Source organism: Pseudaquabacterium pictum (genome assembly GCF_005403045.1).
GTDB lineage: Bacteria > Pseudomonadota > Gammaproteobacteria > Burkholderiales > Burkholderiaceae_C > Pseudaquabacterium > Pseudaquabacterium pictum.
The window spans coordinates 261467-287606 of sequence record NZ_BJCL01000001.1 but is presented as its reverse complement, the minus strand read 5'-3'; the positions used below and the strand labels follow the sequence as shown (position 1 = coordinate 287606).

General features: G+C 69.7%; 23 protein-coding genes. 14 read left to right on the top strand and 9 right to left on the bottom strand.

What is annotated here, in order from left to right; genetic code table 11:
* Positions 1-12 precede the first annotated feature (12 nt).
* Positions 13-489: a disulfide bond formation protein B gene (locus FFT10_RS01210; RefSeq protein ID WP_137730940.1), complete on the top strand. Its 477-nt coding sequence runs from the start codon at positions 13-15 to the stop codon at positions 487-489.
* Between the two features lie 6 nt (positions 490-495).
* On the opposite strand, the gene FFT10_RS01205 is transcribed toward FFT10_RS01210, so the two are convergent.
* On the bottom strand, positions 496-1344 hold the full coding sequence (locus tag FFT10_RS01205; protein WP_137730939.1) for a TauD/TfdA dioxygenase family protein: 849 nt from the start codon (positions 1342-1344) through the stop codon (positions 496-498).
* Between the two features lie 113 nt (positions 1345-1457).
* Here FFT10_RS01205 and FFT10_RS01200 point away from each other — a divergent pair, with 113 nt between their 5' ends.
* On the top strand, positions 1458-2081 hold the full coding sequence (locus tag FFT10_RS01200) for a glutathione S-transferase family protein (protein ID WP_137730938.1): 624 nt from the start codon (positions 1458-1460) through the stop codon (positions 2079-2081).
* Positions 2082-2095: 14 nt separating this feature from the next.
* Here the strand turns inward: FFT10_RS01200 and FFT10_RS01195 are convergent, their stop codons facing one another.
* From FFT10_RS01195 to FFT10_RS01180, 4 genes are all read right to left on the bottom strand, one after another.
* On the bottom strand, positions 2096-2824 hold the full coding sequence (locus tag FFT10_RS01195) for an alpha/beta fold hydrolase (RefSeq protein ID WP_137730937.1): 729 nt from the start codon (positions 2822-2824) through the stop codon (positions 2096-2098).
* 127 nt (positions 2825-2951) lie between these two features.
* Complete coding sequence (locus tag FFT10_RS01190) at positions 2952-4202, bottom strand: MFS transporter (protein ID WP_137730936.1); 1251 nt, start codon at positions 4200-4202, stop codon at positions 2952-2954.
* On the bottom strand, positions 4199-6532 hold the full coding sequence (gene parC, locus FFT10_RS01185) for a DNA topoisomerase IV subunit A (protein ID WP_137730935.1): 2334 nt from the start codon (positions 6530-6532) through the stop codon (positions 4199-4201). The genes FFT10_RS01190 and parC overlap by 4 nt, the downstream gene beginning before the upstream one ends.
* A gap of 87 nt (positions 6533-6619) precedes the next feature.
* Positions 6620-8242 carry a long-chain-fatty-acid--CoA ligase gene (locus FFT10_RS01180; protein ID WP_137730934.1) on the bottom strand — a complete coding sequence of 541 codons (1623 nt, stop codon included), beginning with the start codon at positions 8240-8242 and terminating at the stop codon, positions 6620-6622.
* Between the two features lie 112 nt (positions 8243-8354).
* Between FFT10_RS01180 and FFT10_RS01175 the strand changes: the two genes are divergently transcribed.
* A complete protein-coding gene (locus FFT10_RS01175; RefSeq protein ID WP_137730933.1) occupies positions 8355-9518 on the top strand; it encodes an acyl-CoA dehydrogenase family protein in 1164 nt (387 codons plus the stop codon).
* A 110-nt stretch (positions 9519-9628) separates the two neighbouring features.
* The gene (gene htpX / locus FFT10_RS01170; RefSeq protein ID WP_137730932.1) at positions 9629-10504 is read left to right on the top strand and encodes a protease HtpX; all 876 of its coding nucleotides are present in this window, start codon (positions 9629-9631) and stop codon (positions 10502-10504) included.
* 52 nt (positions 10505-10556) lie between these two features.
* On the opposite strand, the gene FFT10_RS01165 is transcribed toward htpX, so the two are convergent.
* The 3 genes from FFT10_RS01165 to FFT10_RS01155 are packed head-to-tail and all read right to left on the bottom strand — an operon-like array spanning position 10557 to position 13595.
* Positions 10557-11114 (bottom strand): GNAT family N-acetyltransferase, encoded by a 558-nt coding sequence (locus tag FFT10_RS01165; RefSeq protein WP_137730931.1) that lies wholly within the window; start codon positions 11112-11114, stop codon positions 10557-10559.
* Positions 11107-13098, bottom strand: a complete 1992-nt coding sequence (locus FFT10_RS01160; RefSeq protein ID WP_137730930.1) for a DNA topoisomerase IV subunit B — start codon at positions 13096-13098, stop codon at positions 11107-11109. Before FFT10_RS01160 ends, FFT10_RS01165 begins: the two co-directional genes overlap by 8 nt.
* Before the next feature lie 11 nt (positions 13099-13109).
* Positions 13110-13595 carry a GNAT family N-acetyltransferase gene (locus tag FFT10_RS01155; protein WP_137730929.1) on the bottom strand — a complete coding sequence of 162 codons (486 nt, stop codon included), beginning with the start codon at positions 13593-13595 and terminating at the stop codon, positions 13110-13112.
* Positions 13596-13684: 89 nt separating this feature from the next.
* On the opposite strand from FFT10_RS01155, the gene FFT10_RS01150 reads away from it, so the two are divergent.
* From FFT10_RS01150 to FFT10_RS01130, 6 genes are all read left to right on the top strand, one after another.
* Positions 13685-14914, top strand: a complete 1230-nt coding sequence (locus FFT10_RS01150) for an MFS transporter (protein WP_228026902.1) — start codon at positions 13685-13687, stop codon at positions 14912-14914.
* A complete protein-coding gene (locus FFT10_RS28545; protein WP_265575315.1) occupies positions 14911-15036 on the top strand; it encodes a hypothetical protein in 126 nt (41 codons plus the stop codon). The genes FFT10_RS01150 and FFT10_RS28545 overlap by 4 nt, the downstream gene beginning before the upstream one ends.
* Positions 15037-15038: 2 nt before the next feature.
* The gene (locus FFT10_RS01145; RefSeq protein ID WP_137731460.1) at positions 15039-15611 is read left to right on the top strand and encodes a class I SAM-dependent methyltransferase; all 573 of its coding nucleotides are present in this window, start codon (positions 15039-15041) and stop codon (positions 15609-15611) included.
* 59 nt (positions 15612-15670) lie between these two features.
* A complete protein-coding gene (gene dapA, locus FFT10_RS01140; RefSeq protein ID WP_137730928.1) occupies positions 15671-16552 on the top strand; it encodes a 4-hydroxy-tetrahydrodipicolinate synthase in 882 nt (293 codons plus the stop codon).
* A 135-nt stretch (positions 16553-16687) separates the two neighbouring features.
* Positions 16688-17794 carry an NlpB/DapX family lipoprotein gene (gene bamC, locus FFT10_RS01135; RefSeq protein WP_137731459.1) on the top strand — a complete coding sequence of 369 codons (1107 nt, stop codon included), beginning with the start codon at positions 16688-16690 and terminating at the stop codon, positions 17792-17794.
* Positions 17795-17831: 37 nt separating this feature from the next.
* Positions 17832-18626 carry a TIGR03084 family metal-binding protein gene (locus FFT10_RS01130; RefSeq protein WP_137730927.1) on the top strand — a complete coding sequence of 265 codons (795 nt, stop codon included), beginning with the start codon at positions 17832-17834 and terminating at the stop codon, positions 18624-18626.
* A gap of 95 nt (positions 18627-18721) precedes the next feature.
* Here FFT10_RS01130 and polA read toward each other — a convergent pair whose 3' ends face one another.
* Positions 18722-21520 (bottom strand): DNA polymerase I, encoded by a 2799-nt coding sequence (gene polA / locus FFT10_RS01125; RefSeq protein WP_137730926.1) that lies wholly within the window; start codon positions 21518-21520, stop codon positions 18722-18724.
* Positions 21521-21583: 63 nt separating this feature from the next.
* Here polA and FFT10_RS01120 point away from each other — a divergent pair, with 63 nt between their 5' ends.
* The 4 genes from FFT10_RS01120 (at position 21584) to FFT10_RS01105 (ending at position 26139) form a co-directional block, all read left to right on the top strand.
* Entirely contained in the window at positions 21584-21865 is a 282-nt protein-coding gene (locus FFT10_RS01120) for a hypothetical protein (RefSeq protein WP_137730925.1), read from the top strand.
* 10 nt (positions 21866-21875) lie between these two features.
* Entirely contained in the window at positions 21876-22844 is a 969-nt protein-coding gene (locus FFT10_RS01115) for a homoserine kinase (protein WP_137730924.1), read from the top strand.
* Between the two features lie 45 nt (positions 22845-22889).
* Positions 22890-23711 (top strand): BPSS1780 family membrane protein, encoded by an 822-nt coding sequence (locus FFT10_RS01110; protein WP_137730923.1) that lies wholly within the window; start codon positions 22890-22892, stop codon positions 23709-23711.
* Between the two features lie 136 nt (positions 23712-23847).
* A complete protein-coding gene (locus FFT10_RS01105) occupies positions 23848-26139 on the top strand; it encodes a TonB-dependent receptor (RefSeq protein ID WP_137730922.1) in 2292 nt (763 codons plus the stop codon).
* The last annotated feature ends 1 nt before the right edge of the window (position 26140 follow it).

Here is a 26140-nt window from a genome sequence, read left to right as displayed (position 1 = left end):
GTTGGTGCGCTGATGCGATCCCCTGCCCGCCTGCTGCTGGGCGGCATGGTTGTGCTGCCGCTGCTGGCGGTGGCCGCCGCGCTGTACACCCAGTACCGCATGGACATGATGCCCTGCGCCTGGTGCGTGCTGCAGCGGCTGTGCTTCGTGGTGCTGTCGCTGGCCAGTCTGCTGGCCTTGTTGATGCCTCGGCTGGCCCTGCGCCGCGCCGCCGCGCTGCTGGCGCTGCTGGCCGCACTGGGCGGCATCACCGCCGCGCTGTGGCAGCACTTCGTGGCGAATGCATCCGCCTCCTGCGCGATGTCCCTGGCCGACCGGCTGATGGGCTTCACCGGCCTGGACAGCCGATTCCCCGAGGTGTTCGCGGCCTATGCCTCGTGCGCCGATGCCAAGGTGGACCTGTTCGGGCTGCCTTATGAATTCTGGAGCCTGGGCCTGTTCATCGTGCTGGCCGCGGCCGCGCTGCGGGTGGTGGCGCGGCCGGTCTGAACCACCTCACCGCTCGCCGACGGTGATGCGGTGCAGCAACCGGCGGTGGCCGTCGTAGCCGCCAGTGGCGGCATGCACCAGGCAGCGGTTGTCCCACAGCAGCAGCGTGCCCTGCTGCCAGACATGGCGGTAGACGAACTCGGGCCGCGCCTGGTGCTGGAACAACTCCTTCAGCAGCGGCCCGGCCTCGTCGTCGGGCATGCCGTCGATGCCGATGGTGTAGCCCGGGCTGACGAACAGCGCGGTGCGGCCGGTCTCGGGGTGCACCCGGGCGATCGGCTGCAGCTGCGTGGCCAGGGCCGAATCGTCGTAGCGGATGGCCATCGAGCGGCCCTTGTCGCCCGCACCATAGCGGCCGTCCTTGGCATAGCCGCGGCGGGCCGAGTGCACGCCCTGCCTGCCCTGCAGCAGCGCCTGCATCGCCGGGGACAGCGCGTCCCAGGCAGCGTACTGGTTGGCGAACAGCGTGTCGCCGCCCATCGGCGGGATCACGTCTCCGTACAGCATCGTGGCCGCCGGCGGGCTGGCCAGGAAGCTCCAGTCGGAGTGGAAGTTGTCGGCAAACAGGGTGCTGGTCTCGTCGGCCTCGCGCTTGACCTGGGCCACATGCGGATGGCCGGGCACCGACTCGAAATACGGATCCTGCCCGTATGGACCGATGGTGAGCGCGAACCGCTCCAGGTCCTCCAGCGTCATCGACTGGTCGACGAAGGCCAGCACCTGGTGCTGCAGCCAGGCGGCGCGGATGGCCTGCGTGGTGGCGGCATCCAGCGGTTGCGACAGGTTCAAGCCGCGCACCAGCGCGCCGCAGGGCGCGTCTTGCGGGGTCACTTGCAGGGCGGTTGGCAAGGCCATGGGTGTCTCCTGGGTTTCGCCTCGGGCCGGGCGTTCCGGGCAGGATACGCAGCGCGCCGTGTCGGCGCACCCCGTGCAACCCCCCAGACCCCCTTCCATCGACAAGGCCCGCCATGCTGACCGTCCACCACCTCAATGATTCCCGCTCGCAACGTGTGCTGTGGCTGCTGGAGGAACTGGGCACGCCCTACGAGATCCGCCACTACGCGCGCAACGCCACCACCCGGCTGGCGCCGCCCGAGCTGATGGCGGTGCACCCGCTGGGCAAGAGCCCGGTGATCGAGGACGACGGCCTGACGGTCATCGAATCCGGCGCCATCGTCGACTACATCCTCCGGCGCCATGGCGGTGGCCGGCTGCAGCCGGCGGCCGGCTCGCGCGAGTACGAGGTCTACAACCAGTGGCTGCACTACGCCGAAGGCTCGGGCATGCTGCCGCTGATGCTGCGGCTGTACACCGGGCGCCTGGGTGAGGCCGCCGCGCCGCTGAAGCCGCGCATCGACAGCGAACTGGCCAACCACCTGGGCTATGTGAACCGCAGCCTGGAAGGCCGCGACTACCTGCTGGGCAGCGAGCTGACCGGCGCCGACATCCAGATGAGCTTCGTCGGCGAGGCCGCGCGCGACCTGCGGGTGCAGTACCCGGCGATGGACGCCTGGGTGCGCCGCCTGCAGGCCCGGCCGGCCTACCGCCGCGCGCTGGAGCGCGGCGGCCCGTATGCGCTGGCCAACGGATGAGCGTCCGGGCTGGCTCAGGCCAGCGTCATCAATTCGGCCGCCAGTTCGGCCGGCATGTCGACCATGACGTCGTGGCTGCTGGCCATCTTGGCGACGCGCCAGCCCGGCTGGCCATCGAACTTGGCGGCGAAGTGCCGGAACGGGCTCGGATCCCAGCCGTCGGCCAGGATGTACAGGCGCTGCGGCACGGCGGCGCCGGCGCCGGTCAGCAGCAGCGGCACCTCGAAGGTGGCCAGCGGCTGGCCGACGCAGCGGCGGTCGACCCAGGCGCGGTTCTCGGGCTTGATGCCGAACATCTCGGCCGGGATCGGCGCCATCAGGCCGCTGTTGTTTTGCAGTGCCGTGGTGTGGAACGAGCCCAGGAACACCGCCGCCACCTCGGCCGGCAAGGCGATGCGCAGCAGGTCGGTGAGCGACTGGCCGTGCTCGGGCACGAAGGCGTCCAGGTACACCAGCGCCTTGATGCGGCCGGCCATGCGGTCGGCCACGCCGGTGATCACCATGCCGCCGTAGGAGTGGCCGCACAGGATCACGTCCTGCAGTTCCTCGGCCTCGATGCAGCCGCAGACATCGCGGATGTGGGTTTCCAGCGTGATGTGCTCGGCCGACTGGTGGGCACGCTCACCCACGCCGCTGTGGGTGGGCGTGTGCACCGTGTGGCCGGCGGCGCGCAGCGCGCGGGCGGTGTCGCGGTAGCACCAGCCACCATGCCAGGCGCCGTGCACCAGGACGAAATTTGCCATCGTGGGTCTCCAGGGGTTGGGGGCCGGGGTGCAGGCCAACCCCCACCACCGGAGCGCGCACGGTAGCCGCGGCCCTCGGCGCGCCGCAAGCTGGGGTTGACCCATGCCTTGGCGCGGTGGCGCCGCATCAGCGTGGCGGGGTGCCCAGCCCCTCCAGCCGCACCACGCGGCTGCTGGCGGCGGCCAGCGCCAGGGCCGCCATCACCGCGGCAAACGCCAGCGCGGTGGCGGTGGCGCCCACCCGCTCGGCCAGCGCACCGCACACCACCGCGCCCACCGGATACAGCACGTTGGCCGCGAAGCGGAAGGCGCTGTTGACGCGGCCCTGCAGCCCGTCGGGAATCATCGCCAGCCGGCGGCTCAACTGCACCACGTTGTAGACCGGGCCGCAGAACATCAGCACCGCAAACGCCGCGCCCAGCGTCCATGGCCCCGGCGCCCAGGCCAGCAGCGGCAGCATGGCCGCCTGCACCGCCAGCGTGCCGACGATCACCTGGCCGAAGCTGAAGCGCCGCGCGAACCAGCCGCCGGCCAGCGCGCCCAGCAGGCCGCCGGCGCCGCTGGCGCTGAAGGCCAGGCCGATCTGCGCCTCGGTGGCGCCCTGCCCCTTGGCCAGCACGATGACCAGCAGCGGCACCGCTGCCATCACGAAGTTCGACAAACAGGTCAGCCCGGCGATGCGCCGCACCAACGGCTGCTGCCACAGCCAGCGCAGGCCCACGGCCATCTCCTTGCGCAGGCTGCGCGGGCCGGCCGCCGGGTCCACCGGCGCGGCGGCCAGCGGCGTGCGCAGCTTCCAGACACACCAGGCCGAGGCCAGGTGGCCCAGCACATCGACACCGAAGGGCAACGCCCGGCCGCCACTTTGCCCGCCGACCTGCAGCAGCCAGGTGCCCAGCGCCGGGCCGGCGATGGCGGCGCCCGAGTGGCCGGCCTGGTTCTGGGCGATGGCCTGCGTCAGCTGCCCCTTGTCCACCACCTTGGGCAGGGCCGCCACCTCGGCCAGGTTGAAGAACACCATGCAGATGCCCTGCAGCACCGCCACGGTGTAGAGCTGGGTCAGCGTCAGCGCGTCCAGCAGCAGGGCCACCACCAGGCTCAGCGTGGCCAGGGCACGCCCGATGTCGCAGACCACCATCACCCGCTGGCGGTTCCAGCGGTCGACCAGCACGCCCACCGGCAGGCTGAGCAGGATGTAGGGCACGATGCCCAGCGCCGACGCGAAGCCTGCCGCGGTGGCCGAGCCGGTCATCGCCAGCACCAGCAGCGGCACCACGATGCCCGAGGCGCTGCCACCCAGCGTGGCCGCCACCTGGCCGGTCCACAGCAGCATGTATTCGCGTTGCCGCCACAGCGGCGGCAAGGCGGGTGTCGTCATGCCAGGCGCAGCGCCTTCTTGAACCCTTCGACCACCTTGCCCTTGCGCGCCCGCTTGCCGACGTGGCCCGCCAGCGCACTGTTCTTCAGCAGCTCCTCCCTGGGCTTGTCACCGCGCCCGGTGCCGATGACCGTGACGCTGTCGGCCAGCGGCGCCACCGACAGCAGCGGCGTCTTGGCATCCACCTCCATCAGCGTCAGGCCCTTGCCGCCGCCGGGCTGCAGCTTCAGCTCGTCCAGCGCAAACACCAGCAGCCGGCCATCGGCGGCCAGGCAGGCCACCTGGTGGTGGCCGGGCAGCACCAGCCGCGGTGGCAGCAGGCTGGCGCCCTCGTCCACCGTCAGGAAGGCCTTGCCGCCCTTGTTGCGGCCATGCATGTCGCCGGCCTTGGCCATCAGTCCGAAGCCGGCGCTGCTGGCAAGCAGCAGCGTGGCATCGGCGGCACCGGCGAAGTAGTGCGCCGGCTGGGTGCCGGGCTCCAGGTCGATCAGGCTGGTGACCGGCACGCCGTCGCCCCGCCCGCCCGGCAGGCTGCTGACGGCCACCGAGTACACCCGCCCGCTGCCCTTGGCCGCGCTGCCGAAGACCAGCAGCGTCTCCACGCTGCGGCAGTTGAACGTGGCCAGCAGGCCATCACCCGCCTTGAACTGCAGCGCTGACGCATCGACCTCATGGCCCTTGAGCGCCCGCACCCAGCCCTTCTGGCTGACCACCACGGTGACCGGTTCGTCGACCACCTTGATCTCGGCCACCGCCCGCTTCTCGGCCTGGATCAGCGTGCGGCGGTCGTCGCCATGGGCCTTGGCATCGGCCTCGATCTCCTTGATCAGCAGGCGCTTCAGCGCCGACGGGCTGCCCAGGATCTCTTCCAGCCTGCCCTGCTCCTCGCGCAGCGTCTTCAGCTCCTGCTCGATCTTGATGGCCTCCAGCCGCGCCAGCTGGCGCAGGCGGATCTCGAGGATGTCCTCGGCCTGGCGGTCGCTCAGGTTGAAGCGGGCGATCAGCGCCGGCTTGGGCTCGTCGCTCTCGCGGATGATGCGGATCACCTCGTCGATGTTCAGCAGCACCAGCTGGCGGCCTTCCAGCACATGGATGCGGGCCAGCACCTTGTCCAGCCGGTGCTGGCTGCGGCGCGCCACCGTCACCTGGCGGAAATCGATCCACTCGCTGAACATCTGGCGCAGGCTTTTCTGCGTCGGGCGGCCGTCGCGGCCCACCATGGTCAGGTTGATCGGCGCGCTGGTCTCCAGGCTGGTGTGGGCCAGCAGCTGGGTGATGAGTTCATCCTGCGCCACGGTGCGGCTCTTCGGCTCGAAGACCAGGCGCACGGCATCCTGCTTGCCGGATTCATCGCGCACCGTGTCCAGCACGCTCAGCAGGCTGGCTTTCAGCTGCACCTGGTCGGCCGAGAGCGCCTTCTTGCCGGCCTTGACCTTGGGGTTGGTCAGCTCCTCGATCTCTTCCAGCACCCGCTGGCTGCTGACGCCCGGCGGCAGCTCGGTCACCACCAGCTGCCACTGGCCACGCGCCAGGTCCTCGATCTTCCAGCGGGCGCGCACCTTCAGGCTGCCGCGGCCGGTGGCGTAGGCATCGCGGATGTCGGCCGGGCTGCTGATGATCTGGCCGCCGCCGGGGTAGTCGGGGCCGGGCACCAGGGCGTGGAGCTCGTCGTCGCTCAGGTGCTCGTTGCGGATCAGCGCCACGGCGGCGGCGGCCACCTCGCGCAGGTTGTGGCTGGGGATCTCGGTGGCCAGGCCCACGGCGATGCCCGAGGCGCCGTTGAGCAGCGCAAACGGCAGCCGGGCGGGCAGCTGCTTCGGCTCTTCGGTGCTGCCATCGTAGTTGGGGATGAAGTCGACCGTGCCTTCGTCGATATCGTCCATCAGCAGCCGGGCGATCGGCGACAGCCGCGCCTCGGTGTAGCGCATCGCCGCTGCGCCGTCGCCGTCGCGGCTGCCGAAGTTGCCCTGGCCGTCGATCAGCGGGTAGCGCAGCGCGAAATCCTGCGCCATGCGCACCAGGGCGTCGTAGGCGGCCTGGTCGCCGTGCGGGTGGAAGCGGCCCAGCACATCGCCCACCACGCGGGCGCTCTTCACCGGCTTGGGGATGCCCGCCGCGCCCGGCCCGGTGTGGCCCAGGCCCATGCGCTGCATGCTGTAGAGGATGCGCCGCTGCACCGGCTTGGCGCCGTCGCACACATCGGGCAGCGCCCGGCCCTTGACGACGCTGAGCGCGTATTCCAGGTAGGCGCGCTCGGCGTAGTGCGCCAGGGTGATGGCGTCGGGGTTCTCGGGCGGCGGCGGGGTCAGCAGATCGAGTTGGTCGGGCATGGGAGCAGGGTCACGGGCGCCGCGGCAGCTGCCGGGCAACCCGGTACTGTATATCCGACCATGCCCGGGCCAGCGCCCGGGCGCGGGTCAGCGCGGGAACATCTCCCGCAGCTTCAGCTTCCAGAACTTGCCGGTGCTGGTGCGCGGGATGGCGGCGATCACCTCGTAGCGCTCCGGCAGCTGCCACTTCACGAAGCCGCGCTCCAGCATCAGCGCGTTCAGCTCGGCCGGCGTGGCCGACTGGCCGGGCTTGAAGACCACGCAGGCCAGCGGCCGCTCGCTCCACTTCTCGTCGGGGATGGCGACCACCGCCGCCTCGGCCACCGCCGGGTGGCTCATCAGCACGTTCTCCACATCCACGCTGCTGATCCACTCGCCACCGCTCTTGATCAGGTCCTTCGTGCGGTCGGTGATGCGGACATAGCCCAGGTCGTCCTGGGTGGCCACGTCGCCGGTGCGCAGCCAGCCATCGGCGGTGAACTTGTCTTCCGTCACCGGCACCTCGTGGTAGCGGCCGGTGATGAACGGGCCGCGCACCTGGATCTCGCCCATGGTCTTGCCGTCCCAGGGCGCGATGGTGCCCTCGTCGGTCTTCAGGCGCAGTTCCACCAGCGGTGCCACCGTGCCGGCCATGGCCGCGCGGCGGTAGCGCTCGTCGGCGCTGGCGCCCGCCAGTTCGGCGCGGGGGTAGCTGATGGTCGCGATCGGGCTGGTCTCGGTCATGCCCCAGCCCTGCATGATCCAGATGCCATGCTTGTCGAAGGCGCGGATCAGCGATTCCGGCACCGCCGCGCCGCCCACCAGGCTGCGCATGCCGGCCGGCAGCTTCCAGCGGCCCGGCGTCTCGGTCTGCGCCCGGTCGAAGATCTGGATCAGGCTCATCCAGATCGTCGGCACGCCCAGGCTCAGCGTGGGCGGGTGCAGCTGCATCAGGTCCAGCAGGTCATCGGGGTGCAGGTGCGGGCCGGGGAACACCAGCTTGGCGCCGACCATCACCGCGCCGTAGGGCATGCCCCAGCTGTTGGCATGGAACATCGGCGTGACGGGCATCACCACGTCGGTGCCCTTCAGGCCCCAGTGGTCGCCCAGGCTGCCGACCAGCGTGTGCAGCACGGTGCTGCGGTGGGAGTAGGCCACGCCCTTGGGCCGGCCGGTGGTGCCGCTGGTGTAGCAGATGGCGATGGGGTCGTTCTCGTCGTGCGGCTCGGTCTTGAAGCTGGCGGCGTCCGCACCGGCGAGGAAGGCCTCGTAGTCGGTGAACTCGGCCGGCACCGGCGCGCCGCTGAACGGAAAGACGATCACCTTCTCGAAGGCATGCAGCGGCAGCACCTGGCGGAACAGCGGCAACAGCACGTCGTCGACGATGATGAAGCGGTCCTTGCAGTCGGCGGCAATCCAGCCGATCTCCTCGGCCGACAGCCGCAGATTCAGCGTGTGCATCACGCCGCCGGCGGCCGGGATGCCGAAGTAGGCCTCCAGGTGGGCATGGTGGTTCCAGCAGAGTGTGGCCACGCGGTCGCCCTTCTGCAGGCCGGCGGCCTTCAGCGCCGCGGCCAGCTGCAGCGTGCGCTGGTGCCACTGGCCGTAGGTGTGGGTGACCAGGCTCTTGTCGGGCAGTCGCGAGACGATGGTGTTGCGCTGGAACAGCGTGCCGGCACGGTCCATGAAATGCAGGATGGACAGCGGCACATTCATCATCGTGGCTTGCATGGGCGGTCTCCGGGGCAGGCTGGGAATGGGCGGGGATGATGCGTGAAAACACCGCCCCGCAGCCGTCGCTTGCGTGTCAAGCGGGCCGCCTGCAGCGCCCTACCCTCGTGCCATGGACTTCAACCTCAGCGACGAGCAGCAGCAGATCGTGGACGCCATCGGGCGCCTGTGCCAACCCTTCGACGCCGACTACTGGCTGCAGAAGGACACCGACGGCGGCTTCCCGCATGACTTCCACCAGGCCCTGGCGCAGGCCGGCTGGCTGGGCATCGCGATGCCGCCGGCCTACGGCGGGGCCGGCCTGGGCATCACCGAGGCGGCGCTGATGATGCACACCATCGCCGCCACCGGCGCCGGGCTGTCGGGCGCGTCGGCCGTGCACATGAACATCTTCGGCCTGCACCCGGCGGTGGTGTTCGGCACCGACGAACAGAAGGCCCGCTGGCTGCCGCCGCTGATCGCCGGGCAGGACAAGGCCTGCTTCGGCGTCACCGAGCCGGACAGCGGCCTGAACACCCTGGGCCTGAAGACGCGGGCCGTCCGCCACGGCGACCACTACCGCGTCAATGGCCAGAAGCTGTGGATCAGCAGCGCCCAGGTGGCCAACCGCATCCTGCTGCTGGCCCGCACCACACCGCAGGACGAGTGCAAGGGCACCGAGGGCCTGAGCCTGTTCTACACCGCGCTCGACCGCACGTCCATCGCGGTGCACGAGATCCCGAAGATGGGCCGCAAGGCAGTCGACAGCAACCAGCTGTTCATCGACGACCTGCGCATCCCGGTCGAAGACCGCATCGGCGAGGAAGGCAAGGGCTTCCACTACATCCTGCACGGCCTGAACCCCGAGCGCATCCTGATCGGCGCCGAGGCCATCGGCCTGGGCCGTGCCGCGCTGGCCCGGGCGGCCGACTATGCCAAGGAACGGGTGGTGTTCAACCGCCCGATCGGCCAGAACCAGGGCATCGCCCATCCGCTGGCGCGCAACTGGATGGAGCTGGAAGCCGCCCACCTGATGGTGCACAAGGCCGCCACGCTGTACGACGCCGGCCAGCCCTGCGCGGCCGAGGCCAACGCCGCCAAGTTCCTGGGCGCCGAGGCCTGCTTCCGGGCCTGCGAATCGGCCATGTTCACCCATGGCGGCATGGGCTATGCCAAGGAGTACCACGTCGAGCGCTACCTGCGCGAGGCCTGGATCCCGCGGCTGGCGCCGGTCAGCCCGCAGCTGATCCTGTGCTTCATCGCCGAGAAGGTGCTGGGCCTGCCCAAAAGCTACTGAAGCTCAGGAAAAACCGAAACATCCAGCAGCCTCTGGCTGGTTTTTCTAGGCAGCTGGTCCGGCCAGAATGCAGCCCATCTGCATCCTGCGCCCACCCTGCGCCTGCCACCATGAAACGCATTGCCCTGTTCCTGCTGACCAACCTCGGTGTCATGCTGGTGCTCGGCCTGGCCGTCAACCTGCTGGGCCTGAACAGCTTCCTCACCGCCAACGGCCTGAACCTCACCTCGCTGCTCGGCTTTGCCCTGGTGATGGGCTTCGGCGGCGCCTTCATCTCGCTGCTGATCAGCAAGCCGATGGCCAAGTGGACCACACGGCTGCAGCTGGTCAACGACTCGCCCGATCCCACCCACCGCTGGCTGGTGCAGACGACCGAGCGCTTTGCGCAGAAGGCCGGCATCAAGACGCCCGAGGTCGGCATCTACGAGGGCGCACCCAACGCCTTCGCCACCGGCGCGTTCAAGAACTCGGCGCTGGTGGCGGTGTCCACCGGCCTGCTGCAGTCGATGACCAAGGAAGAGGTCGAGGCGGTGATCGGCCACGAGGTGGCCCACGTCGCCAACGGCGACATGGTGACCATGGCGCTGATCCAGGGCGTGATGAACACCTTCGTGGTCTTCCTGTCGCGGGTGATCGGCTACTTCGTCGACAAGGTGGTGCTGCGCAACACGAACGACGGCCCGGGCATGGGCTACTACATCACCACCATCGTGCTCGACATCCTGCTGGGCGTGGTCGCCGCCATCATCGTGGCCTGGTTCTCGCGGCAGCGTGAATTCCGCGCCGACGCCGACGCCGCCACCCTGATGGGCCGCAAGCAGCCGATGATCAACGCCCTGGCCCGTCTGGGCGGCCTGGACCCCGGCGAGATGCCCAAGGCCATGCAGGCGATGGGCATCAGCGCCCGCCCCAGCGGCCTGATGGCGCTGTTCTCCAGCCACCCGCCGATGGAAGAGCGCATCGCCCGCCTGAAGCAGCAGGCCTGATCGCTGCCGCACCACCAAGCCGCTGGCCGGGTGTCCCCCGGCCAGCGGCGTTTCAGGCGGCTTCCAGCCCCAGCGCCACCCGGGCCTGGTACTCGCGGTCGAGCAGGCTCATGACGACCAGGCTGTCGTAGCCGTCCGCGGCATTGCCGGTCAGGCGCACGCTCTCGCGCAGCCGGCCTTCCTCGATAAAGCCCTCGCTCAGGTACAGCGTCTGCGCCCGGGTGTTGAGCAGCTTCACATCCAGCCAGAAGCGGTGGGCATGCAGGTCACGGAAGGCCATCTGCTTGAGCAGGCGCACCGTGGCCCGGCCCAGGCCCTGGCCCTGACCGTCGTGGCGCAGCACCAGGCGTTTCAGCTCCACGCTGCGGTGCGGGTTGCGGCAGCCCTGCAGGATGACGAAGCCGGTGGGTGTGTAGGCCGGCCCGGTTTCGATGATGAAGTGGCGGAAGTCGGGGAAGCGCACCGCGCCTTCATGCTGCGGCCGCTCCCAGGGCGTGATGAACGGCAGGTTGTGGCTGTCGGTCTCTACCTGGATCACGAAGTCCAGGTCGCTGAGCAGCGTGGGCCGCAGGTGCACCCGCTCCACCTGGACGCCACCCGGCTCAGACATCGACGTCGACCGAGTCGCCATGCAGCTCCATCAGCTCGCGGCGGGATGCCGCCTCGCCCTTGCCCATCAGCTTGGTGAACGAGCCCACGGTCTCGTCGAACGTCAGCAGCCCCCAGGCCACCGGCAGCAGGCGGCGGGTCTCGGGGTTCAGCGTGGTTTCCCACAGCTGCTCGGCGCTCATTTCGCCCAGCCCCTTGAAGCGGCTGATGCTCCAGGCGCTTTCCTTCGCGCCTTCCTTGCGCAGCTTGTCCAGCGTGGCGTCGAGCTCGCCCTGGTCCAGCGCATAGATCTTGGCCGCGGGCTTCTTGCCGCGCGCCGGCGCATCCACCCGGAACAGCGGTGGCTTGGCGATGTAGACATGGCCGCGCTCGATCAGCTTGGGAAAGTGGCGGAAGAACAGCGTGAGCAGCAGCACCTGGATGTGCGAGCCGTCCACGTCGGCATCACTCAGGATGCAGACCTTGCCGTAGCGCAGGCCTGAAAAGTCAGGGCTGTCGTTGGGCCCGTGCGGGTCGACGCCGATGGCCACCGAGATGTCGTGGATCTCGTTGTTGGCGAACAGCCGGTCGCGCTCCACCTCCCAGGCGTTCAGCACCTTGCCGCGCAGCGGCAGGATGGCCTGGGTCTCCTTGTCGCGGCCCATCTTGGCGCTGCCGCCAGCGGAATCGCCCTCGACCAGGAACACCTCGTTGAGTTGCAGGTCGCGACTTTCGCAATCCGTCAGCTTGCCCGGCAGCACGGCCACGCCGCTGCCCTTGCGCTTCTCCACCTTCTGGCTGGCGCGCTGGCGGGTCTGGGCCTGCTTGATGACCAGCTCGGCCAGCTTCTTGCCGAAGTCCACATGCTGGTTCAGCCACAGCTCCAGCGGCGGCCGGGTGAACTGGCTGACCAGGCGCAGCGCATCCCGGCTGTTCAGCCGCTCCTTGGTCTGGCCCTGGAACTGCGGGTCCAGCACCTTGGCGCTGAGCACAAAGCTGGCGCGCGAGAACACGTCCTCGGGCATCAGCTTCACGCCCTTGGGCAGCAGGCTGTGCAGGTCGATGAAGCTCTTGACGGCGCCGAACAGACCGTCCTTCAGGCCACTCTCGTGGGTGCCGCCGGCCACCGTGGGGATCAGGTTGACATAGCTCTCGCGCAGCACATTGCCTTCCTCGGTGAAGGCCAGCACCCAGGCCACGCCCTCGCCTTCGGCGAAGTTCTCGCTCTCGCTGCCGCTGGCATAGCCCTCGCCCTCGAACAGCGGCACCAGCGGGTCGGCCGCCAGGCCCTGGCTCAGGTAGTCGCGCAGGCCGCCCTTGTAAAGCCAGGTCTGGGTGTCGCCGGTCTTCTCGGTCGTCAGCGTCACCGTCACGCCGGGCATCAGCACCGCCTTGCTGCGCAGCAGGTGCATCAGCTCGGCGCGCGGCAGCTCGGTCGATTCGAAATACTTGGCATCCGGCCAGGCGCGCACGCTGGTGCCCTGCTTGCGCTCGCCGCGCTCGGCCGGGCGCACCACCAGCGGCTCGACCACGTCGCCGCCGCTGAAGGCCAGGCTGGCGCACTGGCCCTCGCGCCACACCGTCACCTGCAGGCGCTTGGCCAACGCGTTGGTCACGCTCACGCCCACGCCGTGCAGGCCGCCCGAGAAGCTGTAGGCGCCGCCGGCGCCCTTGTCGAACTTGCCGCCGGCATGCAGCCGGGTGTAGACGATCTCGACCACCGGCACCTGCTCTTCCGGGTGCAGGCCGAAGGGGATGCCGCGGCCGTCGTCGTCCACCGACACCGAGCCGTCGGTGTGCAAGGTGACGGCGATGCGCTTGCCGAAGCCGGCCAGCGCCTCATCGGCCGCGTTGTCGATCACTTCCTGGATGACATGCAGCGGGTTGTCGGTGCGGGTGTACATGCCCGGCCGCTGCTTGACCGGCTCCAGGCCCTTGAGAACGCGGATCGAGGCTTCGCCGTAGCTGCCGGCGGGCTTGGTGGAACTGGAGGGGGGGGTCGCCATGGGCGGCGATTCTAGGAGCCGGCCTCCGGGGCGCCCTGGGGCGGCAGGTCGAAGCGCATGAAGCAGAAATCCGCCCGCACCGGCTGGTGCAGCACCGCACCCAGCCGGGTGTAGAAGCCCGGACCATCGGTGCCGAAGTAGACCCGCCGCACGCCCAATGCCTGTGCGCGCTGCAGCAGCGTGCGCACCAGCAGGCTGCCGATGCCCTGCCCCCGCCAGGGCGCCGCCACCACCATGCCGGCCAACCACGGGTGCCAGTCCGGGTGGTCTTCATCGTCGTTGTCGACCAGGTTGACCACGCCCACCAGCTGGCCGCCCTGCAACGCCACCAGGCACAGCGGGATGCGGTCGGGCCGGTCGGCCTGCAGCAGGCGGCGGGCCATGCCCTCGGCGCTGGCGCCGGGCACCTCGGTCCAGAACTCGCCGTGGATCAGTGCGGCAGCTGCGGCGCGGTGTGCCGGCACCTGGCACAGGTCGGTGACAGTGACGTTGGCCATGGTGTGCGGGATCCTGGCAGACGACGCACGCAAAGTCCACCTGCAGCGGCGCAGCCGGGCCGCCGGGTGGCTTGGGTAGCATGCGCGCCATGTCCACGCCCGCCCCAACACCTGTGCCACGCCTGTCGATGACCCAGGTGCTGGTCTGCGGCGCGTTCATCGTCACCCTCAGCATGGGCATCCGCCACGGCTTCGGCCTGTGGCTGCAGCCCGTCACCATGGACCGCGGCTGGACGCGCGAGACCTTCGCCTTCGCCATCGCGGTGCAGAACATCGCCTGGGGCATCGCCGGGCCGGTGGCCGGCATGCTGGCCGACCGCTACGGCGCCTACCGGGTGCTGGTGGTCGGCGCCCTGCTCTACAGCCTGGGCCTGGTGCTGATGGCGCTGTCCACCTCGGGCCTGGCCTTCACCGGCTCGGCCGGTCTGCTGCTGGGCATGGCGCAGTCGGGCACCACCTATGCGGTGGTCTACGGCGTGATCGGCCGCAACGTGGCGGCTGAGAAGCGCAGCTGGGCGATGGGCGTGGCCGCGGCGGCGGGTTCGTTCGGCCAGTTCCTGATGGTGCCGGTGGAGACCTGGCTGATCAGCACCTGGGGCTGGCAGAACGCGCTGTTCGTGCTGGGCTGCCTGGCGCTGGCCATCGTGCCGCTGGCCGTGGGGTTGAAGGAGCCGGCACAGGCGGCGGCCACCGGCTTCCAGCAGAGCGTGGGCTCGGCCGTGCGCGAGGCCTTCGCCCACCGCAGCTTCCAGTGGCTGATGGCGGGCTACTTCGTCTGCGGCTTCCAGGTGGTGTTCATCGGCGTGCACATGCCCAGCTACCTGAAGGACCACGGCATGGCCCCGGGCGTGGCCACCACCGCGCTGGCGCTCATCGGCCTGTTCAACGTGTTCGGCACCTACACCGCCGGCTGGCTGGGCGGGCGCATGCCCAAGCGCTACATCCTGTCGGGCATCTATGCCCTGCGGGCGGTGGTGATCAGCCTGTTCCTGCTGGCGCCGCTGACGCCGATGAGCGTCTACATCTTCGCCGCCACCATGGGCTTCCTGTGGTTGTCGACCGTGCCACCCACCAATGCGGTGATCGCGCAGATCTTCGGTGTGCAGTACATGTCGATGCTGGGTGGCTTCGTCTTCTTCAGCCACCAGGTGGGCTCGTTCCTGGGCGCCTGGATGGGAGGCAAGCTGTACGACCTGACCGGGAACTACGACATGGTCTGGGGCATCGCCATCGCCCTGGGCGTGTTCGCCGCGCTGGCCAACCTGCCGGTGCGGGAAGAACCCATCCCGCGCGGCCAGCCGGCGGTGGCCGCGGCATGAAGCCTGCCGTGCGCCTGGCGGCCTGGGCCGGGGTGCTGGCCGCGCTGGCACTGGTGTTCAGCGCCTACCTCAGCCCGCACTTGGTGGTCGACCTGGCCAACCGGGTGTGGGCCTGCTTCTGATGATGCACGGCAGCGGCGCGCCCTCTCTCTGGCTGCAGCGCTGGGCCCACCTGCTGCCAGCCGGCGGCACGGCGCTGGACCTGGCCTGCGGCAGCGGCCGCCACCTGCGCTGGCTGGCCGGCCTGGGCCTGCACCCCACCGGCATCGACCGCGATCCGGCGGCCCTGGCCGCGTCATCCGATCTGGCCCAGGCCGGCGCGGCCACCCTGGTGCAAGCCGATGTCGAGCAGGGCCCCTGGCCCCTGCCCGGGCAGCAGTTCGCGGCGGTGGTCGTCACCCACTACCTGTGGCGGCCGCTGTGGCCGCAGATCCTGGCCAGCCTGGCGCCGGGCGGTGTGCTGATCTACGAAACCTTCGCAGACGGCAACCAGACGGTGGGCAAGCCGTCGCGGCCGGATTTCCTGCTGCAGCCCGGAGAACTGCTCAGCCGCTGCGCCAGCCTGCGCATCGTCGCGTACGAGGACGGCTTTCTCGACGCCCCGCCGCGTTTCCTGCAGCGGGTGGTGGCAGTGCGGCCTGCGGAGGCCGGCGCAGGACCGGCACGCCACCACCTGCAGCCAGCTGGCGGTGGCTGACGCGCCCGCCGGCCGCCCCCACGGCGCCGGCTAAAATCGCCGATTCGCAAGGAACCCGCATGAAACCCATTGTTGGCAGCATCGTCGCCCTGGTCACGCCGATGCACGAGGACGGCAGCGTCGACTACCCCGGCCTGCGCGCCCTGATCGACTGGCACATCGCCGAGGGCACCGACTGCATTGGCGTGGTGGGCACCACCGGTGAATCGCCCACCGTCAGCGTCGACGAGCACTGCGAGATCATCCGCGTGGCGGTCGAGCATGCGAAGGGCCGGGTGCCGATCATGGCCGGCGCCGGCGCCAACAGCACCCGCGAGGCGATCGAGCTCACCAAGTTCAGCAAGGAAGTCGGCGCCGACTGCTCGCTGCAGGTGGTGCCCTACTACAACAAGCCCTCGCAGGAGGGCATCTACCAGCACTTCAAGGCCATCGCCGAGGCGGTGGACCTGCCGGTGGTGCTGTACAACGTGCCCGGCCGCACCGTGGCCGACATGCAGCCCGAGACCGCCCTGCGCCTGGCCCAGGTGCCCGGCGTGGTCGGCATCAAGGAAGCCACCGGCAACATCGAGCGGGCGGCCCAGCTGATCAAGCACGCGCCCGACAGTTTCAAGATCTACTCCGGCGACGACGGCACCGCCGTGGCGCTGATGCTGCTGGGCGGGCATGGCAACGTCAGCGTCACCGCCAACGTGGCGCCGCGGCTGATGCACGAGCTGTGCATGGCCGCCATCGCCGGCGATGTGGCCACGGCCCGCGCCATCCACCTGCGCCTGCTGGCGCTGCACAAGCAGCTGTTCTGCGAGCCCAGCCCGGCCCCCGCCAAGTGGGCCCTGTCGCGCCTGGGCCGCGGCCGCCCCGATGTGCGCTTGCCGATCACGCCGCTGACGCCGGCCGGCCAGCAGCTGGTGGACGCCGCGCTGCGCGACGCCGGCCTGCTCTGAGCGCCGTACCGACTTGCGCCACACTCCCGCCTGAGATTTCCAGCCTGCATCCGCCCGCTGCCTGCAGCGGGCCACCATGCCCCCGCGCCCCTTCCGGAGACCCGCCACGTGAATGCCCCCATCGCCCCCACCCGCCTGCGGGCCACCACACCGCTGCTGGCGCTCTGCCTGGCGCTGTCGCTGGCCGGTTGCTCGTCGTTCGAGAACCTGATGTCGGGTGACAAGGTGGACTACCGTGGCGGTTCGCAGAAGACGGCGCCGCTGGAGGTGCCGCCCGACCTGAGCCAGCTGGCCCGCGAAGGCCGCTACCAGCCGCAGACCGGCGTGGTCAGCGCGACCACCCTGCGCCAGCCGAACGCGCCGCAGCAGGCCGCCCCGACGGTGGTAGCGCCGAACACGGTGGCCGACATGCGCATCGAGCGCCAGGGCAACACCCGCTGGCTGGTGAGCAGCCTGCCGCCCGAGAAGCTGTACCCGCTGATCCGCAGCTTCTGGCAGGAGCGCGGCTTCTCGCTGGCGGTCGACAACCCCGAGATCGGCCTGATGGAGACCGACTGGGCCGAGAACCGCGCCAAGATCCCGCAGGACGTGCTGCGCCGCACCCTGGGCCGGGTCATCGAGAACCTGTACTCCACCCCCGAGCGCGACCGCTTCCGCACCCGCATCGAGCGCACCGCCAACGGCAGCGAGGTCTACATCAGCCACCGCGGCGTGCAGGAGATCTACACCAGCGAGCTGAAGGACGCCACGGTGTGGCAGCCCCGGCCCAGCGACCCGGAGCTGGAAGTCGAGTTCCTGTCGCGCCTGATGGTCAAGCTGGGCGCCAAGGAAGAGACCGCCCGGCCCACGGTGGCCGCCGCGCCGGCCGCACCGGCCAAGGCCCGCGTGACCACGATACCGGCCACCGCCGCGATGGAGATCGACGAGGGCTTCGACCGCGCCTGGCGCCAGGTGGGCCTGGCGCTGGACCGCAGCGGCTTCACCGTGGAAGACCGCGACCGCAGCGCCGGCATCTACTTCGTGCGCTACGTCGATCCCAAGCTGGCCGGCAAGGACGAGCCGGGCTTCTTCTCCAAGCTGTTCGGCGGCGACAAGGAAGCCGCGCGGCCGCAGCGCGTGCGGGTGCTGGTCAAGGCCAGTGGCGCCAAGTCGCAGGTGACGGTGCAGACGGCCGACGGCAACCCCGACAACAGCCCGCAGGCCCGTACCATCGTCGGCAAGCTGATCGATGAACTGAAGTGACCTGGCCGGCGCCCGCCGGCCCCCAGGAGACAAGCGCATGCAGCAAGCAGACGACTTCCGCGCCGAGAGCCAGGCCTTGTTCAACCTGCTCGACGGTGCCGATGCCGCGGTGTTCAGCGAGCCCACGCTGTTCAAGGGCTGGACCATCAACGCGGTGCTGCAGCATCTGCACTTCTGGAACCAGATGGCCGGCCTGCAGCTGACCGACGAGCCGCTGCTGCTGCAGCGCATCGCCGCCGTCAAGAGCCACCAGGGCGGCATGCGCGCGTTCGAGAACAGCCATTTCAACGGGCTGTCGGGCCGGCCGCTGCTCGACGCCTGGCACCAGGGCTTCCAGGCCACGGCCGACGCCTTCGCCCAGGCCGACCCCAAGGCCCGGCTGAAGTGGCCCGGCCCCGACATGAGCGCCCGCTCGTCGATCACTGCCCGGCTGATGGAGACCTGGGCCCATGGCCAGGAGGTCTATGACCACCTGGGCGTGGTGCGCCAGAACGCCGACCGAGTGCAGAACATCGTGATGCTGGGCGTCAACACCTTCGGCTGGACCTACGCCACCCGCCAGCAGACGCCCCCGGGGCCGATGCCGCACCTGGTGCTGACCGCCCCGTCGGGCGCGGTGTGGACCTACGGCGAGCCCAGCGAGACCGAGCGCATCGAAGGCCCTGCCGACGCGTTCTGCCAGGTCGTCACCCAGGTCCGCAACGTGGCCGACACCAGCCTGAAGGTGACAGGCCCGGTGGCCACCGACTGGATGTCCAAGGCCCAGTGCTTTGCCGGCGGGCCGGAGACGCCGCCCGCACCGGGTACGCGCCACACTCGGGCGCTGAACTGAACGAACCAAGCGGGCGCCGCGGAACCGGCTTGGCCGGGCCGCTGGGGCCGCCCCCTTGAGGGTGAGCGCCGAAGGCGCTTCGGGGGTTAACGGCTCTAGTGGGCCTGCTCCCAGTTCGGGCCAATTCCGACTTCGGCCAGCAGCGGCACGCTGAGTTGCGCCACGCCGGCCATCAGTGCCGGCACCTGCTCCCGCACCCAGGGCAGCTCGTCGTCGGGCACCTCGAACACCAGTTCGTCGTGCACCTGCATCACCATCGCGGTGCGCTTGCCGGCGGCGTCCAGCGCGCCCTGCACCGCGATCATCGCCAGCTTGATCAGGTCGGCCGCCGTGCCCTGCATCGGCGCGTTGATGGCCTGGCGCTCGGCGCCGGAGCGGCGCGGGCCGTTGCCGCCGCGGATCTCCGGCAGCTCGATGCGGCGGCCGAACAGCGTCTCCACATAGCCCTTGTCGGCCGCACTGGCCTTGGTTTCGTCCATGTAGCGCTTCACGCCGGCAAAGCGGGCGAAGTAGCGGTCGATGAAATCGCGCGCCATCTTCTGGTCGATGCCCAGGCTTTGCGCCAGGCCGAAGGCGCCCATGCCGTAGATCAGGCCGAAGTTGATGGTCTTGGCGTAGCGCCGCTGCTCGCTGGTCACCGCGTCCACCGTGGTGTTGAACACCTCGGCGGCGGTGGCCTTGTGCACGTCCAGCCCCTCGGCGAAGGCACGTGTCAGACCGGGGTCGCCGCTGATGTGGGCCATGATGCGCAGTTCGATCTGGCTGTAGTCGGCCGACACGATCACATGGCCCGGCGGCGCGATGAAGGCCTCGCGCACCCGCCGGCCCTCGGCCGTGCGGATGGGGATGTTCTGCAGGTTGGGATCGTTGCTGGACAGCCGCCCGGTGATCGCCACCGCCTGCGCATAGTTGGTGTGCACCCGGCCGGTGGCGGGGTTCACCATCAGCGGCAACTTGTCGGTGTAGGTGCCCTTCAACTTGGCCAGGCTGCGGTGCTCCAGGATGCGGGCCGGCAGCGGGTAGTCGGCCGCCAATTCCTGCAGCACCTCTTCATCGGTGCTGGGCGCGCCGGAGGCGGTCTTCTTCTTGACCGGCAGGCCCAGGCGGTTGAACAGGATCTCGCCGATCTGCTTCGGGCTGCCCAGGTTGAACGGCTGGCCGGCGATCTCGTAGGCCTGCTGCTCCAGCTGCATCATGCGCTCGGCCAGCTGGTGGCTCTGCTGGGCCAGCACGCCGGCATCCACCAGCACGCCATGGCGCTCGATGCGCTGCAGGATCAGCGAGACCGGCATCTCGATGGCGCGGTAGACATGCAGCAGCCCGGGCACCGCGGCCACCCGCGGGTGCAGCACCTGGTGCACCTGGAGCGTCATCTCGCTGTCCTCGCCGCTGTAGGTGGTGGCGCGTTCGATGTCGACCTGGCTGAATGGAATCTGGTTGACGCCCTTGCCGCACAGGTCTTCGTAGCTCAGGCCCCGGCGGCCCAGGTGGCGCTCGGCCAGCTTCTCCAGGCTGTGCGTCAGGTGGGCCTCGAACACATAGCTTTCCAGCAGGGTGTCGTGCTGCCAGCCGCGCACGCTGATGCCGTGGTTCGCCAGCACATGGGTGTCGTACTTGATGTTCTGGCCCACCTTGGGCGCGGCGGCATCCTCCAGCCAGGGCCTCAGCGTGGCCAGCACGGCGTCCAGCGGCAGCTGGTCGGGCGCGCCGGCGTAGTCGTGCGCCACCGGCACATAGGCCGCCTCGCCCGGCTGCACCGCGAAGCTGATGCCGACGATGCGGGCGCGCATCGGGTCCAGGCTGTCGGTCTCGGTGTCCAGCGCGGCCAGCGGCGCGGCCTGCAGCCGTTCCAGCCAGGCGGCCAGGCGGTCGGCGTCCAGCACCGTCTCGTAACTGCGCGCCAGCGTGCTGTTGTCGGGCTTGGCAGGCTCGGCGCCGGTGCCGTCGGCGTCGAACAGACCCGGCGTGGTCACCGCCACGCTGCCGCCCACGCCCAGCTCGGCTTCCAGCTCCTTGCGCCAGGCCTTGAAACCATAGCGCTGGTAGAAATCGAGCAGGCCCTCGCGGTTGACCGGCTGCAGCGCCAGCGCCTCCACCGCCGGCCAGCCAGCGATGTGGGCCGACAGGTCGCAGTCGGTCACCACCGTCACCAGGCGGCGGCCCTGGGGCAGCCAGTCCAGGGCCTTGCGCAGGTTCTCGCCGGCCACGCCCTTGATGCCGTTGGCCGCGGCCATCACACCATCGAGGCTGCCGTGTTCGGCCAGCCATTTCACCGCTGTCTTGGGACCGACCTTGTCGACGCCCGGCACGTTGTCCACCGTGTCGCCGATCAAGGTCAGGTAGTCGATGATCCGGTCCGGCGCCACGCCGAACTTGGCGACCACGCCGGCGATGTCCAGCCGCTCGTTGCTCATGGTGTTGATCAGCGTGACGCGCTCGTTCACCAGCTGGGCCAGGTCCTTGTCGCCGGTGGAGATCACCACCTGGTGGCCGGCGGCCGCGCCCACCCGGGCCAGCGTGCCGATGGCGTCGTCGGCCTCGATGCCGGGCACCTCCAGCACCGGCCAGCCCAGCAGGCGCACCACCTCGTGGATGGGCGCGATCTGGGTGCGCAGGTCGTCGGGCATGGGCGCACGCTGGGCTTTGTACTGGTCGTACCAGGCATCGCGGAAGGTGGGGCCGGAGGCGTCGAACACGCAGGCCGCATGGCCGCCGGGGCCGCTGCCGATGATCTGGTCGCGCAGGCGCTTCATCATCGCCACCAGGCCGTGGATGGCGCCGGTGGGAAAGCCGTCCGGGCTGCGCAGGTCGGGCATGGCGTGGTACGCCCGGTACAGGTAGCTGGATCCGTCAACCAGCAGCAGCGTGGGCAGGGGGGTGTTGGCATCGCTCATGCCCGGATTGTGGTGGCTGCCGGCCCACCTGCCGACCGGGCAGCCGCCACCTAGAATCCGGGCATGAAGACGACCCTGCTGCTGTGCTGGTGTGCCACGCTGACGGCCTGCGCCGGCCTGGCACCACGGCCGGCTGTCGATGCCGCCGTGCAGCAACTGGTCAGCGAGGACGACCAGGTCCGCATCACCGAGCTGCGGGTGCGCGGCCAGACCCAGCGCATCAGCGTCGACAACAAGGACAGCGCCGCGCCGGCCTACCAGATCACGCCCCAGGCCGCCGGCAGCGACCCGTCGGCCGCCAAGACCGGCGCCGGCCAGCGGGTCTGGACCGTGCTGAGCTTCTAGCCGCATCCCCATGGCCGTGTTCACCGATGTCACGCCGGCCCAGGCCGGCGCGCTGACCGAGCGCCTGGGCGCCGGCACGCTGCAGCGCCTGCAGGGCATCGGCGCGGGCATCGAGAACAGCAACTTCTTCGTCACCACCACCCAGGGCGACTGGGTGCTGACGCTGTTCGAGCGCCTGACGGCCGCGCAGCTGCCCTACTACCTGCAGCTGATGCAGCACCTGGCCCAACGCGGCCTGCCGGTGCCCGCGCCACGGGCCGATGCCGACGGCCAGATCCTGCACCAGCTGGCGGGCAAGCCGGCGGCCCTGGTCAACCGCCTGCCCGGCCACCACCAGCTGGCGCCCGGTCTGCACCACTGCGCCCAGCTGGGCAGCCTGCTGGCGCGCATGCACCTGGCCGTGGCCGACTTCCCGCTGCAGCAACCCAATCTGCGTGGGCGCGACTGGTGGCCGCTGATTGCCCCCCAGGTGCGGCCGCACCTGCCGCCGGCGCAGCAGCAGTTGCTGGACGACGAGCTCGCCTTCCAGCAACAGGTGGCCGCATCACCCGCGTTTGCGGCACTGCCGCAGGGCGCGGTGCATGCCGACCTGTTCTGCGACAACGTGCTGTTCGACGGCCTGCCCGGCCACGAGAAGCTGACCGGCGCCTTCGATTTCTACTTTGCCGGCACCGACAGCTTCGGCTACGACCTGGCGGTGTGCCTGAACGACTGGTGCCTGAACGCCGACGACGCCAGCCTGGACGAGGCCCGCGCCCAGGCGCTGGTGCAGGCCTACGAGGTTCACCGCCCGCTGTCCGCCGGCGAGCACCGGCTGCTGCCGGCGCTGCTGCGGGCCGCGGCGCTGCGTTTCTGGCTGTCGCGCCTGGGCGACTGGCACCTGCCGCGCCCCGCCGCCCTGCTCCAGCCCAAGGATCCGGGGCACTTCGAGCGCGTGCTGCGCGCCCGCATCGCCCAGCCCTGGCACGCCGTGCGCTGACGCGCCGCAAAGCCTTCCAACCCCCACCCGAGACCACGCCCACCCATGGGACTTCGACTCCAACCGGTCGCCCCGGCGCAAGGCTGGCGCTGGCTGCGCCAAGGCCTGCAGCTGTGGCTGCAGCGGCCGCTGTCCTTCGTCGGCCTGTTCGTCTTCTTCCTGTTCACCGTGCTGCTGCTGATGGCGCTGGTGCCGTTCCTGGGCGGTCCGCTGGGCATGGCGCTGCTGCCGATGCTGAGCCTGGGTTTCATGATCGCCAGCAAGAGCGCGCTGGCAGGCGGCCCGGTGCACATCGGCCAGCTGGCCGAGGGCCTGCGCCACCCGGTGCCCAGCCAGCGCAAGGCGCAGTGGCTGCTGTGTGGCGCCTATGCGCTGGGCACCATGCTGGTGATCACCTTGGCGGACTGGGTGGATGCCGGCACCTTCGAAGACCTGCAGCGCGAAATGGCCGCCGCTGGCGCCGACGGCAAACCCTCGGCCAAGCTGGATGCGATCCTGGCCGATCCGCGCCTGGTGCAGGGCATGCTGGTGCGCATCGGCCTGGCTGGCCTGCTGTCGGTGCCGTTCTGGCATGCGCCGGCCCTGGTGCACTGGGGCGGTCAGGGCGCACTGCAGGCGCTGTTCAGCAGCACGCTGGCGTTGTGGCGCACCCGCGGTGCCTTCCTGCTGTACCTGGTGGGCTGGATGGGCGTGATGCTGGTGGCCGGCGTGTTGTTCTCGCTGCTCGCGGCCGTCACCGGCGCAAGCCAGCTGCTGGGGCTGATGACGCTGCCGATCGGCCTGGCGTTCTCGGCGGCGTTCTATGCATCGCTGTGGTTCAGCTTCGCCGACACGTTCGGCGGCAGCCCGGACACGCCGGCAGCCTGAGCGGTGACACGGCGACGTTACATCGGCGCAACACTGGCGTCACACTGGCCGGGGCCGTCATCGGCCACCGGTGGGTTGAACCGCAGAATCTGACCATTCCGCGTTTTCCCCACGTTCACCCTGCCGAGGTCCCACGATGCCGCGCCACACCGTCGCTTCCGCCCCCGTCCTGTCGCCCCTGGTCGCCGCCGTGCTGGTGGCCTTGGGCGCGCCCGCTGCCGCCCAATCCACGCCCGGCCAGCTGCAGACCGTCACCGTGACGGCCGAGCGCCGGGTGGAGAACGTGCGCGATGTGCCCAGCTCGATCTCGGTGCTCAACAGCGAGCTGCTGGACAGCCTCAACACCAGCGGCCAGGACCTGCGCATGCTGGCCGGCCGCGTGCCCAGCCTGAACATCGAATCCTCGTTCGGCCGGGCCTTTCCGCGCTTCTACCTGCGCGGCTACGGCAACACCGATTTCCGGCTGAATGCCTCGCAGCCGGTGTCGCTGGTCTATGACGACGTGGTGCAGGAGAACCCGATCCTGAAGGGCTTCCCGGCCTTCGACCTCGACCGCATCGAGGTGCTGCGCGGCCCGCAGGGCACGCTGTTCGGCCGCAACACGCCGGCCGGCGTGGTGAAGTTCGAATCGGTCAAGCCGTCGACGAAGAAGATGGACGGCTATGCCAGCCTGTCCGTCGGCACCTACAAGACCATCAACGCCGAGGCCGCGGTGAACCTGCCGGTGTCGTCGGACATGGCCATCCGCATCTCGGCGCTGAACCAGACCCGCAGCGACTGGGTGGACAACACCCACCCGAACCCGCTGACCAAGGATCTGGAAGGCTACCGCGACAGCGCCCTGCGGGTGCAGGCCCTGTACGAGCCGAACAAGCAGTTCAGCGCCCTGGCCAATGTGCATGTGCGTGACTACGACGGCTCGGCCCGCCTCTTCCGCGCCAACATCATCAGGAAGGGCAGCAACGACCTGGTCGCCGGCTTCACGCCCGACAAGGTGGCCTACGACGGCGCCAACGAGAGCAGTGTGCAGAACTACGGCGCCAACCTGCGCCTGCGCTGGAACCTGGGCGGCATGGCGCTGAACTCGATCACCGGCTTCGAGCAGGTGAAGACGTTCAGCCGCGGCGACATCGACGGCAGCGCCGGGCCCTACTTCACCGCCGAACTGCCGTTTGCGTCGGAGACGGCCGACGGCATGCCCAAGCATTCGCAGTTCACCCAGGAGTTCCGGCTGGAATCGCTGGGCAGCGGGCCGCTGGGATGGCAGGCAGGCGTCTACCTGTTCAAGGAAGACTACAAGATCGAGAGCTTCAGCTACGACTCGACCAGCGCCAGCGCGCAGGACGGCTACCAGCGGGTGCGCCAGAAGAATGACGCCTACGCGATCTTCGGCGCCATCAATTACGACGTGAGCCCGGCACTGAAGCTGCGCGGCGGCCTGCGCTACACCCAGGACAAGAAGAAGTTCACCGTCGAAGCTTACGAGCAGAGTGGCTTTGCGCCTTGCATCGGGCCGACGCTGGGCATCCCGGGGTCCGGGCCCCTGAAGTGCAACATCACCCAACTTGCCGGCCTGGAGCCCGATGGTGACCTGTCGGCATCGCCCAAGGACAGCAAAGCCAGCTGGGACGTCAGCGGCACCTATGCGCTGAACAGGGACACCAACCTGTACGCCCGCGTGGCCACCGGCTTCCGCGGCAGCAGCGTGCAAGGCGCTGGCGCCTTCAACGGCAAGTCTGTGGCCGGACCGGAGACCAACACCTCGTACGAGGCCGGCGTCAAGGCCGACCTGTTCAACAAGCGGGCACGGCTGAACTTCGGCGTCTTCCACTACAACGTGAAGGACCTGCAGCTCACCGCCGTGGGCGGCGCCACCGGCAATGCCAACGTGCTGGTGTCGGCCAAGAAGGCGACGGGCCAGGGCTTCGAAATGGATCTGCAGGCCTTTGTCACCGACAACCTGCTGGCCACCCTGGGTGTGGGCTACAACGACACCAAGATCAAGGACGCCGGCCTGGCTGTGTCGCCGTGCGCCGCTTGCACGGTACTGGATCCGGTCGATGTCAACGGCAAGGCCCTGATCAACGGCAACCCGCTGCCGCAGGCCCCCAAGACCACGATCAATTTCACCCTGAAGTACAGCCAGCCGATGGCCAACGGTGGTGAGCTGTACGCCTACACCGACTGGGTGTACCGCAGCAAGGTGAACTTCTTCCTGTACGAGAGCACCGAGTTCACCAGCAAGCCGGTGACCGAGGGCGGTCTGCGGGTCGGCTACACCTGGGGCAACGGCAAGTACGACGTGGCCGCCTTCGGCCGCAACATCACCAACCAGATCCGGGTGGTGGGCGGCATCGACTTCAACAACCTCACCGGCTTCATCAACGAGCCGCGCACCTGGGGCCTGCAGTTCAAGGCCCAGTTCTGAC